At 61.5% G+C, this 14494-nt stretch carries 12 protein-coding genes; all 12 read left to right on the top strand.

What is annotated here, in order from left to right:
* Window positions 1-20: 20 nt before the first annotated feature.
* Window positions 21-1148 carry a glycosyltransferase gene (locus tag RWQ91_RS10740; protein WP_314505832.1) on the top strand — a complete coding sequence of 376 codons (1128 nt, stop codon included), beginning with the start codon at window positions 21-23 and terminating at the stop codon, window positions 1146-1148.
* Window positions 1145-2188, top strand: a complete 1044-nt coding sequence (locus RWQ91_RS10735) for a glycosyltransferase family 4 protein (RefSeq protein WP_314505830.1) — start codon at window positions 1145-1147, stop codon at window positions 2186-2188. Before RWQ91_RS10740 ends, RWQ91_RS10735 begins: the two co-directional genes overlap by 4 nt.
* Entirely contained in the window at window positions 2185-4023 is a 1839-nt protein-coding gene (locus RWQ91_RS10730) for a glycosyltransferase (RefSeq protein WP_314505828.1), read from the top strand. Before RWQ91_RS10735 ends, RWQ91_RS10730 begins: the two co-directional genes overlap by 4 nt.
* Entirely contained in the window at window positions 4016-5020 is a 1005-nt protein-coding gene (locus RWQ91_RS10725; RefSeq protein ID WP_314505826.1) for a hypothetical protein, read from the top strand. The genes RWQ91_RS10730 and RWQ91_RS10725 overlap by 8 nt, the downstream gene beginning before the upstream one ends.
* Window positions 5017-5895: a glycosyltransferase gene (locus RWQ91_RS10720; protein WP_314505824.1), complete on the top strand. Its 879-nt coding sequence runs from the start codon at window positions 5017-5019 to the stop codon at window positions 5893-5895. The genes RWQ91_RS10725 and RWQ91_RS10720 overlap by 4 nt, the downstream gene beginning before the upstream one ends.
* Window positions 5892-7379, top strand: a complete 1488-nt coding sequence (locus RWQ91_RS10715; RefSeq protein ID WP_314505822.1) for a lipopolysaccharide biosynthesis protein — start codon at window positions 5892-5894, stop codon at window positions 7377-7379. The genes RWQ91_RS10720 and RWQ91_RS10715 overlap by 4 nt, the downstream gene beginning before the upstream one ends.
* Window positions 7376-8473 carry a glycosyltransferase gene (locus RWQ91_RS10710; protein ID WP_314505821.1) on the top strand — a complete coding sequence of 366 codons (1098 nt, stop codon included), beginning with the start codon at window positions 7376-7378 and terminating at the stop codon, window positions 8471-8473. The genes RWQ91_RS10715 and RWQ91_RS10710 overlap by 4 nt, the downstream gene beginning before the upstream one ends.
* Window positions 8474-8573: 100 nt before the next feature.
* A complete protein-coding gene (gene rfbA / locus RWQ91_RS10705; protein ID WP_314505820.1) occupies window positions 8574-9443 on the top strand; it encodes a glucose-1-phosphate thymidylyltransferase RfbA in 870 nt (289 codons plus the stop codon).
* Entirely contained in the window at window positions 9443-10441 is a 999-nt protein-coding gene (gene rfbB / locus RWQ91_RS10700; protein WP_314505818.1) for a dTDP-glucose 4,6-dehydratase, read from the top strand. The genes rfbA and rfbB overlap by 1 nt, the downstream gene beginning before the upstream one ends.
* Window positions 10442-10446: 5 nt before the next feature.
* The gene (locus RWQ91_RS10695) at window positions 10447-11901 is read left to right on the top strand and encodes a bifunctional dTDP-4-dehydrorhamnose 3,5-epimerase family protein/NAD(P)-dependent oxidoreductase (RefSeq protein ID WP_314505895.1); all 1455 of its coding nucleotides are present in this window, start codon (window positions 10447-10449) and stop codon (window positions 11899-11901) included.
* Between the two features lie 91 nt (window positions 11902-11992).
* Window positions 11993-13303, top strand: a complete 1311-nt coding sequence (locus tag RWQ91_RS10690; protein ID WP_314505816.1) for a UDP-glucose/GDP-mannose dehydrogenase family protein — start codon at window positions 11993-11995, stop codon at window positions 13301-13303.
* Between the two features lie 32 nt (window positions 13304-13335).
* Window positions 13336-14280 carry a nucleotidyltransferase family protein gene (locus RWQ91_RS10685; protein WP_314505814.1) on the top strand — a complete coding sequence of 315 codons (945 nt, stop codon included), beginning with the start codon at window positions 13336-13338 and terminating at the stop codon, window positions 14278-14280.
* Window positions 14281-14494 lie beyond the last annotated feature (214 nt).

Raw genomic sequence — 14494 nt, 5'->3', positions numbered from 1 at the left:
TCGATACAAAAGGAATCCCTATGCCTTCTGTCGCAATCATCGGCACTCGCGGCTACCCCAGCTACTACGGCGGCTTCGAGACTGCAATCCGCAGACTCGCGCCGTTTCTCGTCGACGCAGGATGGGAGGTGACCGTATACGGTCGCCCTGGAGCAACAAAGCCGGCCGACCCGAATAGGGACCCGAGAGTGCGAACGGTCGAGACCTGGGGCGTAGAGCGGAAGTCCGTCAGCACGCTCACTTATGGACTGTCCGCAGTTCGGCACGCGGCTCGAGAGGGCGCCGACGTCGCCCTCGTCATGAATGTGGCGAACGGCTACTGGCTTCCGATCCTCCGGCGGGCCGGCATCCCGAGCCTGGTGAACGTAGATGGTATCGAGTGGGATCGCGCCAAGTGGGGCCGCTTCGCCAAGAAGGTCTTCCGGACAGGAGCGACTTGGACTGCGAGGCACGGGTCTCGGATGGTCTACGACTCGATGGAGATCGGGCGCCGTTGGCGAGATGAGTTTGGCCTGGACGGTGCGTTCATTCCGTATGGCGGTGATGTTGTCGCGGAACAGTTGCCGGTCGAGCAGGGCCTTCGACACCGCGGCTACGTGCTGGCGGTCGCGAGGTTCGTGCCAGAGAACACGATTCCGGAGTTCCTCGGGGCAGCGAAGGACCTCGCGGACACAACCGATGTCGTCATTGTGGGATCGAGCGGTTATGGCGGAGAGCTTGATGACGCAGCGAGGGCGTTGTCACAGACGTCCGACCGGGTGCACTGGCTTGGCCATGTCAGCGATGACCAGAGACTCAACAGTCTCTGGCAACACGCTGGCGCATATTTTCATGGACACAGCGTCGGCGGCACTAATCCCGCGCTGGTGCAGGCGATGGCATGCGGAGCACCTATTGTGGCGCGTGACACTGTCTATAACCGCGAGGTTCTCGGCGATGCAGGGATATTCACGGCGCCGAGCGCAGGGGCGATCCGCGACGCCATCGTGTCCGTTCTCGCAGATCGAGACTTGGCTGATCAGCTGTCTCGCGCCGCTATTGCGCGCGCAAAGGACTCCTACACGTGGGATGCCGTAAATGGACGCTACGAGTCAGCGTTGCGCGCCCTCATCGCGAGGACTCCCGAGTTGCAAACGAGCGGCAAATGACAGTCATACACGTGGTTCCTGAGCTTCGCGCTGCGCATATCGAGAGATTTACGGAGTGGGCGCCCGGAGATGCCGTTCTGTATAGGGCGACGAAGTGGGACCTCGGCGCCAGAGATTTGGCGGACGGAATCAACCGCCTAACGCCACAATCGCTCGTGAAAGCTCTGAGAGCGACGGGGCACGTCACTGTAGAGATACCCGAGCCTCTCTGGATGCGGGAACTCCCGGTCACAATCGTTACGGCACTGACAGTACGACTCGTCAAGCGACGCAATGCGCAATTGGTCGCCTACTGCATAGAGAACAACAGCATAGAGAACCTCCTCGGTAAACTTGCATGGGGCAAGTCGTCAGCCGCTCGCGTTGTGGGCGCTGTCGTCGGGTCAGTCTTCGGCTCCCTTCTCGATCGAGTCGCGTTTGGCAGCCCCGGAGCAATGGCAACGTACGCCAGACTGCCGGGACTTCTGAGAGCACCGCACAAGCTAATTCTCGAGTTGCCCGCACCGACTCTTCCGTTGGCTTCTGCCGCAGAGATGGATGTGCTATTCGTCGGTCGACTGGAGGAGCGGAAGGGAGTCCGTCCGCTACTGGAGGCATGGCGCCAGATCGAGTCGCAGACGGACTCATCGATAACGCTGGTCGGCGACGGCCCGCTGAGGGAGCTCGTTGCAGAATGGGCGCGTGAGTCACCGACTCGACGAACGCACGTCACCCATATCGAACACAACGCACTTCGCGACACATATGGACGACACAGGATCCTGGTGGCTCCGTCGGTGCGAGACGGTCGCTGGCGGGAGCAGATTGGCCTTCCGATAAAGGAGGGCCTCTCTCATGGTCTGACTATCGTGACCACCGAGGAAACGGGACTCGCAAGTTGGCTGACGAGGGCAAACCATACGGTTGTCGCGGAAGTCAGTAGCCTCCCGGCTGCATTGCTCGCCGCGATCGACGCGCCTCTCGAGCCTGAGGACGTTGTACGCAGCCTTCCGCCGATTGACGGACGACGAAGCGCGGACCAGTGGATGAGGGGCCAATGAGCGATCGCCACGACTCCCCTATCGACACGCTCTCAGCAGTTATTGTGCATCACCGTCGCCACGACACGATTCGCGGAATCATCGATGGATTGCTCACGAGGGGCGTGGACGCCACTCGAATCGTGGTCGTCGACAACTCCGATCTGCCAGCGAAGGTCGACCAGCTCCGCACCGATTTGCCCACGGGCGTACAGCTTGAGGTAATGCGCAATCTTGGTTATGGAGCCGCAGTTAACGTTGGGTTGCGCGCTTTGAGGGATGCGGGCAAGGAGGCTCCGTTCACCCTCGTCGCGACGCACGAGGTGCGAGTCGATGAAGGGTGCCTCCATCGACTCGTCGCTGCACTTCAAGATCCAAGCCTCTCTGCAGTGGGCCCGGAGTTGCTGACCGACCACAATCGCGTTTGGTCCATGGGCGGGATACTCTCTCCTGTCCTCCGGCTTCCGATTCACCGTCGAAGCATTCCAATTACCGCAGCCCACGCCGAGCCAGTCAGCTGCGATTGGCTCGACGGAGCGATCGTGGTCTACCGAACGCGCGACTTGCCGCTTCGGCCGTTCGATGAGTCGTACTTTCTATACACCGAAGAAGTTGACCTTCATCTTCGGCTGGGATACGCAGGTGGACGGATTGCGGTCGTTGCCAGCGCCCGGGCGTGGCAGCAGTCTGACGGAACACCACCGTTCTACTTCGCCCGCAATCTTCGGTTGCTAAATTCCCGCCACGCGGGCATCTTGGGCCGGACTCTTGGCAGCGCCCTTCCCATCTTGCGCCGTCTCGCGGGACTGATCGCACGCCGGCGATGGTCCTCCGCACGTGAGCTGTGGCGTGGTGCCCGCACCCGCCTGCCGCAGTCCGACGCTCGTGTTCTCCTGATTAATCCGCTGGGTTCGGCCCTGAGGCACTACGTGCTTGAAGCTCGTCAGGTCCTGGAGGCGTCGGGCGTTTCCACCGACTCCATTCAGTTTCTAGAGCCCTCAGCTAATGGAGGAGGCAGGGTGCTGTGGATTGTCGAGTACATTCGCAAGCTCCATCTAGCGCGCCGACTTAGCCGCTCTATGCGGAGTTCACAAACCGTTGTCTGCTGGCCCGTGCTTGGGTTGTTCGACAGTTTGCTCATCCGAATTGTCGCTGGCAAAGGAAGCCTCGTGATGCACGACCCGAAGCCGCTCGTGCGAGCTGTGGGGTATGGGCGACTTGGGGCGATCGTCGCAAGGACACTTGCGGGGCGAGTTAAGCTCGTGACTCACAGCAGACACGCTCACAGGGCGCTCGCCCGGGCGACTGGCCTCGCTTCCGACCGCATTGAACTAGTCCCGCACCCGATCCTCACGAGAGCAGAGTCCGGGGATAGGTCAGGGTCGGCACTCGTGTCAGTGATGGGTCAGTACAAACCTGACCGGGACGTTGCTCTCCTCGCCAATATTGCCGCTAAAGCCGATCAATCATGGCGTCTCGGTGTTGTGGGCAGAGGCTGGCCAAACATAGCGGGCTGGACGGTTGAGGCTCGCTTCATCACCGAAGGCGAGTTCGAGAATCGGCTGCAGGAATCCTCGGTTGTACTCATTCCCTATCGTCGCTTCTACCAGAGCGGTGTAGCAATCAGGGCGCTGGAGGTTGGCACCCCTGTCGTCGGCCCACGCGATTCTGTCCTATCAGACGTACTCGGCGAATCCAGCGAATGGCTTACGGACGACTCGGTCAGTAGCTGGCTCAACTCCATATCGATTGCTGTCGCGAGTACGCCATCAGATGTCGCACGAGCACGTGACTCATACATCGTTGGCGCCGTGACGGGATGGGCGCGACTTGCCAAGGAGGTTCGCAATGGATGACCATCGACCCGACAGGGACCTGACAGTCGTCACACTTGCAAGGCCGTCCAGCGCGAAGCATTGGGAAGACATGCCCTCGGTGGCGCGGGTCGTGACATTCGACCACGCGTCAGCCACCGGCAAGCGCTTTGGCAAGCTCGCCTTCGGACTGGGCGTGGACTCGGCCGTGGTTGCGATCAAGGCATCGCTAAAGCCCCGAACGGGTTCTTACTTAGCCACCAACCCATGGATCGCAATCCCCTTGAAGGCACTGACTCGGAAACGAGTCATTGTGACCGGACTGTATGCGACGCCGGGGACGCGATCCTGGAGAATGCTAGCGCGGGCGCTTCATGATTCGCCGATCATCACGCTCGCGACTGTAGAAGCTGAAAACTGGAAGGTGTCTGGTGGACAGGCGTTACCCGTCATCTACGGCAATGACTTTCCATATTCCTCGAGTCCAGAAATCGGCGACGGCGTTACCAGGATCTTCATTGGCGGGTCTTCAGACCGCGATCTGGGGGTAGTGAATCAGCTCGAAAGGGAGATCCTCGAGTCCGGAGAACCCGTCGAACTGTTGACGGCGGTTGGGGAGGGGCCTCGCGTCATCGAAAGCGGTCCGGCGCGCGTCGAACACTTCGGTCGAGTCACGCAGTCGGAGTTCGGAGCGTTGATCGCCCGGTCGGACGTTTCTTTCCTGCCCCTGCGCCCGCGAGGTCGCGCCGCGGGCCATATGATCCTGGTCGGATCCCTCCAGGTGGGCACACCCGTCGTCTTCTGTGGAGCTAGCGGGATGGAGGGATATTCCGATGGAGTGTTCGTTCGCGGACTCGACACCGCCGAACGACTGCTTCCGCAGTTGCTGCGTGTCGCGACCTCTGCCCCACCGAGGGAAATCACCCGTGCGTTCTGGCGGGAGAACTTCAGCCGCGCAGCGTATATGAATCGCATCAGCGAGGCGATCCAGTACTTTTCGGGTGAATCGGACTGGGCGCGCACCCGGATTGGTGCGTGAACGACGTGAGCAACTCAATGATCGGCATCGTGACATTCAACCCAGAAGTAGAACTGTTTCGTCGATGCATCGAGAGCGCAGTCAGTCAATCCTCGTTGGTCACAGTGGTCGACAACGGTTCGTCAAACGTCGGGCAGATACGGGAGGTCTGTGACAAGGCCGGCGTGCGCTTGGTTCAGCTTGCGCAAAACCGAGGCGTCGCAGCGGCCTTGAACCAGATCCTGAAGGTCGCTGAAGCGTCGCGGAATTCGGAGGTGCTTCTGCTAGACCAAGACTCGATTTTATCTCCCGGTTCGATGTCCCACCTACTTGAGACCATCGCCGAACCGGATGTCGCCATCGCTGTTGCCTCTGTTCATGAAAGGAATACGGGCAATAGGCAGGTTGGGTCGTCAGAAATCAACTACTGCATCACATCGGGCTCACTTGTGCGGGTAGCCACTTGGCTTGAACTCGGCGGGTACGACGAATCGATGTTTGTCGATTTCGTAGACTTCGACTTCTCAGCCCGCATTCGGGTCTCGGGAAGAAGGATCGTCAGAGACGGCCGCGCCACCCTGGATCACGCTATTGGTGAATCGGAGCAGAAGAGGCTGGGCAAGATCTACAACTATTCCCCGTTCCGCCTGCGCCATATGGCCGCTGACATGACGTACTTCTCGCGAAAGCACCGGCACACACCCCGCCGGTTGTTGCCTCCGCGAACTTCTCGCGTCGGCGTCACGGCCGTCCTCGTCCGCAAAGCGATGCTCATCGCGCTCTATGAGCACAACCGGCGCAAGAAACTCATGGCGCTCGCACGTGGCGCGGTCGAAGGATCACGGACGCAAATGCCGAACGCGCTCGCAAACGTGGGGGAGGCGGCGCAGACATGACAGACACTCAAACGAAGCGGGCCCATCTGACCGGACTGGGAGCGCGAAACGGCGCGTTGACTCTTCTGGCCGGGCAATGGGGCAAGTATTTGCTCCAGCTGGCATCCTTCGTCGTACTCGCACGCTTGATCCCCCCCGAAGCCTTCGGCCAACTCGCCATGGTGACCAGCATCGTGGGCATTGCTACAGTCTTCAACGATCTAGGACTAAGCCTCGCTGCGTTGCAACGAGAATCGTTATCACGGGCCGAAAAATCCAATCTGTTCTGGCTCAACACGGCAGTCGGACTGGTTATGTGCGGGCTTGTAGCTGCGGCCGCGCCCGCGATCGCAGCACTATACGACGATCCGACTTTGGCACCGGTCTGTCTCGCGCTTTCGACGACCTTCCTCTTTGGAGGCATATCCGCGCAACATCGGGTAGAGATCAACAGGCGCAATCGGTACTCCGCACTCGCCGCCGTCGACCTGATCTCCCAACTTGTCGCCTTCGGGGTTGCGATCCTGCTTGCAATGCTGTCGCTCGGCGTGTGGGCGCTTGTTGGCCAGGCCGTTGCTGCGTCTCTGTTTTCGGCTGTTCTCGCAATCGGTCTAGCCCGATGGCTTCCTGGTTGGTGGTCCCGCGGAACGCCAGTGCGTCCATTCCTTCGCTTTGGAATTCCGACACTGCTCGTGCAACTTGTGAATTATGTGTCGACGAACGTGGACAATGTGGTCGTCGGACGGGAGTTCGGCGCAAGTTCGCTTGGCATATACAGCCGAGCGTTCCAGCTGATTTCGTTGCCGATACAGCAATTGGTCTCCCCCCTCACCCGAGTAGCGATTCCTTACCTCGCAGCGTTCGCGGTAGATCGCGACAGGTCCCGCCTGCAACTTGCGGCACAGCGAGTTCAAGGAATTCTGACTACCACTCTCCTCGGAGCACTAAGTCTCCTGGCATCGCTCATCTCACCCGTGATCGTCATCCTCTTGGGCCGTGAATGGGTTGAGGCAGCACCTCTGGTGCAGATCCTTGCTGTGGGGGCGGCGTTTCAGTGTTTGGGGTATCTGTACTACTGGCTCTTTCTTTCAGTAGCCCGGACCAAGTTGCTCTTGCTTGCGGAACTACCGGGGCGAGCAATTCTCATCGCCCTGGTGTGCACGATGTGGCCACTCGGGATATACGCAGTCGCGTGGAGCGTCGTCGTCGGGCAGTTTCTCGTGTGGGCCACGGGAACGCTCTTCTTTCTGCGCAGAATTGGGATCCATTGGACACCGTTGGTCCGCGTTGCCCTGGGGCCGGTGCTTGTATTTGGTCTCGCCTCGGCCGCTTGCCTCGCTGTGCAACACTTAGCGCCCGCACCGGGCCCCCTGGTCCTGCTCCTGCTCCTTCTGGGTACTTGGCTCGGAGTAGTGGGAATCATGTACGCACTCATTCGTCCCTTCCGAACCCAACTGAACTGGATTACCCGCTTCATGTTGAAGAGGCAGAAGGGGATGCTATGACCGCCGAGGCCCGCCCTCTCACCGACATCAAGCCCCGCAATCAACTGCGAATTCTCGCATGGCCTTCGCCGCGACGGGATCTCTCAAACCCTTACATCGCGTTGCTTTACGGTGGCATGGACCGGACGCACGCTGACATATCGGACTACTCCGTCAAAGTAGCTCTCGCCGAGAAGTTCGACGTCCTGCACCTCCACTGGCCGGACTGGACCATCGTCCAGCGAGCGTGGTGGCGGGCCTACCCTCGCTTGATCGGGTTCATGCTTGCCGTGACCGTTCTCCGAGTGCGCCGGACAGCGGTGGTTTGGACGGTGCACAACTTACGGCCCCATCAGTCTCGATCTCGATTACGCGAGTGGCTCCTCTACCGCTTTCTGTCACGAACAGTCGATCGTCAAATTCACTTGAGCCACGCGACCCATGGGGAGATGGTCGCCACAGGCCATCCGTGTGCACAGACTCCCTTTACGGTGGTCCCCCACGGCTATCTTGCCGACCCCAGCTCGTTCCCGACCCGCACCGACGCTCGAACTGAGTTGGGGGTCGGGGCAGACCAGCAGCTGATCGTCTTTGTGGGTGGCATCGACAGGTACAAGGGCGTTGATGCGCTCATTACGGCCTTCACCTCGTTGGTGAATCCGTTAGCTCGCCTGATTGTCGCTGGGCGACCCTATGACGACACAGTCGCGAACGAGCTTCGCGGACTGGCAGCGGATGACAGCCGCGTCCAGCTCGACCTTCGATTTCTTCCCGACGAGGGCCTGAAGTGCCTTATCGCAGCGAGCGACCTCACAGTCCTTCCTTACACCTCCGGCCTGAACTCTGGAACTGCGTTCCTCGCCCTCGCGGGCGGCTCACCATTGCTTGTTCCCGCAACCGCAACCTTCCTCGCTCTGCGTGATGAGGTGGGTGAATGCTGGGTCACCTTCTTCCAGCGAGAACTGCGCCCGCGCGATATTGAGTTGGCCCTGATGACGGCCGAGGCCCGCAGTGGCAACCCGTCCGTGGCCACATGGGAACGCATTGCGGCCGAAACCGTCACATTACTGGCGAGTTCGGCAGCCCTTAGACAGCATCGTCGGACACTCGAGTGACGAGCCTGGGCGGTCATAGTGACTGGCGCGACATCGGACCGCAATGTGCAAACGATACGACTTACCTCCGGAATACAGACGACTTGATAGGTGGGACTCTGTGAAAGGCATCATCCTCGCCGGCGGCTCGGGCACGCGGCTGCACCCGATCACTCTCGGCATCTCGAAGCAGTTGATCCCGGTTTATGACAAGCCGATGGTCTACTACCCGCTGTCGACATTGATGCTCGCCGGCATTCGAGACATCCTGATCATCACGACCCCCCATGATGCAGAGCAGTTCGAGCGACTGTTGGGCGACGGATCTCAGTTCGGCGTTAGCCTGACGTTCGCGCGACAACCATCCCCGGACGGGCTGGCCCAGGCGTTCACGATCGGTGCGGACTTCATCGGCGACGACAAGGTCGCGCTCGTCCTCGGTGACAACCTTCTTTACGGTCCGGGGCTGGGAACACAGCTGAAGCGCTATTCCGACGTGGACGGTGGCGCGATCTTCGCCTACTGGGTCGCGGAGCCCACGGCTTACGGCGTAGTCGAATTCGATGCTGCGGGTAGGGCGGTCTCGCTCGAGGAAAAGCCAGCGGTGCCGAAGAGCAGCTTCGCGGTGCCTGGCCTCTACTTTTATGACAACGATGTCATCGAGGTGGCCAGAAACCTTGAGCCGAGCGCTCGAGGCGAGTACGAGATCACTGACGTGAACCGTGCGTACCTGGAACGCGGGAAACTGCAGGTCGAAGTCCTCCCGCGAGGTACAGCCTGGCTGGATACAGGAACCTTCGATCAGATGACGGACGCGGCCGACTACGTACGCACGATGGAACGCCGTACCGGGCTGCGAATCGGAGTGCCGGAAGAGATCGCTTGGCGGCAGGGCTTTCTCACCGACGGAGAGTTGCGAACTCGCGCCGAGAAGCTCGTGAAGTCCGGTTACGGCGCATACCTCCTTGAGACCCTGGAAAGAAGCCGCTGATGGGGAACCTTCTTGTGACCGGTGGTGCCGGGTTCATCGGTTCGAACTTCGTTCATCATGTCGTGGAACACACCGATCACCATGTGACGGTGTTGGATGCGCTCACGTACGCGGGGAACCGGGAGTCTCTGGCGGGGTTGCCGTCGGAGCGGGTCGACCTCGTCGTGGGGAACATCACGGACGCGCCGTTGGTGGATGAGTTGTTCGGTCGGGCGGATGCGGTGGTGCATTACGCGGCGGAGTCGCATAACGACAACAGCCTGCATGATCCGCGGCCGTTCCTGGATACCAACATCGTCGGGACGTACACGCTGCTGGAAGCGGCCCGCAAACACGACACCCGGTTCCATCACATCTCCACCGACGAGGTGTATGGGGATCTGGAGCTGGATGACCCGGACCGGTTCACGGAGAACACCCCGTACAACCCCTCCTCCCCCTATAGCAGCACCAAAGCCGGGTCGGACCTGCTGGTGCGCGCATGGGTGCGGTCGTTCGGGGTCCGCGCGACGATCTCGAATTGCTCGAACAATTACGGGCCGTACCAGCATGTCGAGAAGTTCATCCCCCGCCAGATCACGAACGTGATCCGCGGGGTCCGCCCGAAACTGTATGGCGCGGGGGAGAACGTGCGGGATTGGATCCACGCCGATGACCACTCCTCTGCGGTGCTCACGATCCTCGATCAGGGCCGGATCGGGGACACGTATCTGATTGGCGCGGACGGGGAAAAGAGCAACAAGGACGTCGTCGAACTCATCCTGGAGCTGATGGGGGAACCGGCGGATGCGTATGAGCATGTCACCGACCGGGCCGGGCACGACCTGCGGTACGCGATCGACTCCACTAAGTTGCGCACCGAGCTTGGGTGGACTCCCTCGTACGGGGACTTCGAATCCGGGTTGACCGCGACGATCGCCTGGTACCGGGACAACGAGGCTTGGTGGGCGCCCACCAAAGACGGTGTCGAAGCGTTCTACGCCACCAAGGGGCAGTGACCAGAGTGAGTATCGCGTTCGGGAAGGCGTTGACGCGCACCAAGACGACCATCCCGGGGTTGGTGGTGTTCGACCTGCCCGTGCACGGCGATGCGCGGGGGTGGTTCAAAGAGAACTGGCAGCGGGAGAAGATGCTCGCACTGGGCCTGGAGGATTTCGGGCCGGTGCAGAACAACATCTCCTTCAACGACCAGGCCGGCACCACCCGGGGCATCCACGCCGAACCGTGGGACAAATGGGTGTCGGTCGCGACCGGGCGGATCTTCGGCGCGTGGGTCGACCTGCGCGATGGCCCCACCTTCGGGGCGGTCTACACGACCGAGCTGGACCCGTCCCGGGCGATCTTCGTGCCCCGCGGGGTGGGGAACTCCTACCAGACCCTCGAACCGGACACCGCGTACACCTACCTGGTGAACGACCACTGGTCACCGGACGCGGAGTACTCGTTCCTTAACCTTGCCGACGAGACGGCGGCGATCGACTGGCCGATCGCGCTGTCCGAGGTGGAGATCTCCGCCAAGGACCTCGCCCACCCCCGCCTGCAGGACGTGCACCCTATCCCGCCCCGCAAGACCCTGATCCTCGGCGCCGGCGGACAGCTCGGACTCGCCCTCCGCGCCCACTACGGTGACGCCCCGCACATCGAGTACGCCACCCGCACCGACCTGGACATCACCGCCCCCGGCCTGCCGTCCGCGCGCCGGTCGCGGGATTACGACACCATCATCAACGCGTCCGCCTACACCGCCGTCGACACCGCCGAAACCCCCGACGGGCGCACCGCCGCGTGGGCCGCCAACGCCACCGGCGTCGCCGCCCTCGCCCGGATCGCGACCGCGAACGGGATCACCCTCGTCCACGTCTCCTCCGACTACGTCTACGACGGCACCAAACACGGCGAATACACCGAAACCGACCCGATCAGCCCCCTCGGCGTCTACGGGCAGACCAAAGCCGCCGGCGACACCGCCGCCGGCACCTGCCCCCGCCACTACATCATCCGCACATCCTGGGTCATCGGCGAGGGACACAACTTCGTCCGCACCATGGCAAACCTCGCCGAACGCGGCATCAACCCCACCGTCGTGAACGACCAGACCGGACGACTCACCTTCACCACCGACATCGCCGCCGGCATCCACCACCTCCTCACCACACACCCCGAATACGGCACCTACAACCTCACCAGCACCGGCACCCCCACCACCTGGGCCGACATCGCGCGATCCGTGTTCGAACTCACCGGCCACGACCCCGCCCGCATCACCGGCGTCACCACCACCGACTATTTTGCAGGCGCCACCGCCCCTGTCGCACCACGACCACACAACAGCACCCTCAACCTCGCGAAACTCGAAGCCACCGGATACACACCCGCGAATCATCGCGTCTCGCTGGCCGACTACCTCACCTCCCTGAACCACTCGAGACCGTCACGATCGAAGTTCGCTGGCGTATGACCAATCTGCGAAACATCGCTCTGCTAGTAATGAAGTCCCGCCGCCGATGACCGCCGGCAATGTCCCCCCAAGCTCACTCTCGAGGAGTCCTATGCGCCTCTCTGTCATCGGTTGCGGTTATCTTGGCGCTGTTCACGCAGCCGCCATGGCCTCGATCGGCCACGATGTTGTCGGAATCGACGTTGATGAACGAAAGATCGACACGCTTGCACGAGGTGAAGCGCCCTTCTTCGAGCCCGGTCTCGCGGAGATCCTTGCGCAAGGCATCGCATCTGGGCGTTTACGGTTCACGACCGATATGGCTCAGGCGCACGGTGCCGATGTCCATTTCGTCGGCGTCGGAACTCCGCAACAGAAGGACGGCTATGCGGCCGACATGACATACGTGAATGCCGCGATCGATGGTCTTATTCCTTACTTGCGTGCAGGCGACATCGTGGCGGGCAAGTCGACTGTTCCTGTTGGTACGGCCGCTGACCTCGCCGAGCGTGTGACGCCAACCGGCGCCACACTCGTCTGGAACCCAGAGTTTCTGCGCGAGGGCTGGGCCGTGCAAGACACGATCGATCCGGATCGCTTGGTTGCGGGCGTGCCGAGCGGCGAGGAGGGTGAGCGCGCCGCCGACATTCTGCGCGAGGTTTATCACCCCGCGATTGCCAAGAACACACCTTTCATCGTGACCGACTACGCAACCGCGGAACTTGTGAAGGTCGCGGCGAACGCCTTCCTTGCGACCAAGATCTCCTTCATCAACGCGATGGCCGAGATTGCAGAAGTGACCGGGGCTGATGTGACGCAACTGGCGGACGCGATCGGTCACGATGCGCGCATCGGCCGACGCTTTCTGGGCGCCGGTATCGGCTTTGGCGGAGGCTGCCTCCCGAAGGACATACGCGCGTTCTCCGCCCGTGCTGAGGAGCTCGGCCGCGGCGAGTCCGTGTCGTTCCTCCGAGAGGTGGATGCGATCAACCTTCGCCGGCGCGACCGCGCCGCACAGCTCGTGGTCGAGGCATTCGATGGCAACGTTTTCAAGAAGAACATCACGGTTCTCGGGGCTGCTTTCAAGCCCCACAGCGATGACATTCGTGACTCCCCCGCACTCGACGTTGCGGTTCGACTCCATGGTCTCGGCGCCTGGGTTACGATCACTGACCCGGCCGCAATTGAGAATGCCCGCCGTATTCACCCCCAGCTCAACTACGTGGAGGATCGCGACGAGGCCCTCCGAGGGGCCGACGCTGTCATTGTCGTCACGGAGTGGGACGAGTACCGTCGGGAACTCGATCCCACTCACGCCGCTTCGCTCGCCGCCGGTCGGGTCGTTGTGGATGGGCGCAACTGCCTTGACGCGGCAGCTTGGCGGGCCGCTGGATGGGCGTATTTTGGAATGGGACGGCCTTAGCCGAGGCGGGGTCGAAGACACGAAGTCTCCCAATGGACCGCGAGATCTTGCTGAGCGCGGATGGATCTCAGCCGCTCCCCTCCGTTGTCGCCCTGCAGCTCGACGAAGCCCTAGAACTTTGCACAGCATGGCTGCATAGCATCGCCGCCAAACATGAGATCCGGTTGCTCGTCTTAAAGGGCGACGCGCTTGCACGCCAATCTCTGCGCGCAACGCGCACGTCCTCGGATGTGGACGTTCTGATCGAGCCGCACCGATTCGACGACTTCACACAGATCTTGACCGCGGCTGGTTGGCGGGAATATGAACTCAGCTTCGCGGCGGAGCAATTCACATTCCACTCGCGCACTTTCCACCGCCGAGGCTGGCCAAACTCGGTCGATGTGCACGCATATTGGCCGGGGTTCCTGGCGCCAGCGGCCGACGCGTTTGAAGCCCTGTGGGTGCGCCGCGCGTCGTTGGAATTCGCACATCACCCATGCGATGTGCCCGACCGCATAGCACACGCCCTCATACTCGCACTCCACTCCTTGCGAAGTTCACAGGCCCAACTCCGCCACAAGACCGAACTGGCGAGCGTTCTCGACCTCGAACTGGACGATCGCGAGAAGTTGGATGCGGCCGCCTTCATTCGGGCAACTCAATCTGCGGCTCCGCTAAGCGACGTCATCCGCCACCTCGGAATTGACGTAGAAATATCAGCCGCGGAGTGGAGGTCAGCGGAGGCAATGCAGTGGCGCAGGAAAGTCCGCGAGACCGAGGGTCGTGCTAGGTTCTGGATTGAGGGGCTGAGGCGCGCCGCTTGGCTCGATAAGCCGGGGATGCTGCGAAAGGCGATTTGGCCGACGCGGCGCGACATGTTGCTTGAACATCCTGACGTGATGGACCGAGTCGGGCCGATGCTTTCCGCCCGAGCACGGAGACTAGGTCGCGGGATTCGGCAGATCGTTCGTCTGTCTTCTCACCGGTCCGATTGACGCGGGAACGATGATCTCTCCGATACCCGCGACTGTCTCGAGAATTGCGGCCGTTGCGCCACGCGTTCTCGGCACGGAAGCATTCACCCTGTGAACATGAATGGAATGTGAAAGATTGTTGCGCTCAGGTGACAGCAGCCTAACCAGTGCGGAACGTGACGTGCAGAACTGCTATGTTTCATTCAAGCGATGACGCTCGAGCGTCATCGCTTTT

It is taken from the genome of uncultured Microbacterium sp., from assembly GCF_963524805.1.
Lineage (GTDB): Bacteria > Actinomycetota > Actinomycetes > Actinomycetales > Microbacteriaceae > Microbacterium.
Note: the sequence above shows the minus strand (reverse complement) of the source record. Positions and strands in the feature narration are given on the sequence as shown.

What these genes read in the sequence shown, in the direction of transcription:
- RWQ91_RS10690 (WP_314505816.1), top strand. Translation starts at nt 11,993, where the DNA reads ATGCGCCTCTCTGTCATCGGTTGCGGTTATCTTGGCGCTGTTCACGCA.
- RWQ91_RS10715 (WP_314505822.1), top strand. Translation starts at nt 5,892, where the DNA reads ATGACAGACACTCAAACGAAGCGGGCCCATCTGACCGGACTGGGAGCG.
- rfbB (WP_314505818.1), top strand. Translation starts at nt 9,443, where the DNA reads ATGGGGAACCTTCTTGTGACCGGTGGTGCCGGGTTCATCGGTTCGAAC.
- RWQ91_RS10740 (WP_314505832.1), top strand. Translation starts at nt 21, where the DNA reads ATGCCTTCTGTCGCAATCATCGGCACTCGCGGCTACCCCAGCTACTAC.
- RWQ91_RS10735 (WP_314505830.1), top strand. Translation starts at nt 1,145, where the DNA reads ATGACAGTCATACACGTGGTTCCTGAGCTTCGCGCTGCGCATATCGAG.
- RWQ91_RS10710 (WP_314505821.1), top strand. Translation starts at nt 7,376, where the DNA reads ATGACCGCCGAGGCCCGCCCTCTCACCGACATCAAGCCCCGCAATCAA.
- RWQ91_RS10730 (WP_314505828.1), top strand. Translation starts at nt 2,185, where the DNA reads ATGAGCGATCGCCACGACTCCCCTATCGACACGCTCTCAGCAGTTATT.
- RWQ91_RS10685 (WP_314505814.1), top strand. Translation starts at nt 13,336, where the DNA reads ATGGACCGCGAGATCTTGCTGAGCGCGGATGGATCTCAGCCGCTCCCC.
- RWQ91_RS10725 (WP_314505826.1), top strand. Translation starts at nt 4,016, where the DNA reads ATGGATGACCATCGACCCGACAGGGACCTGACAGTCGTCACACTTGCA.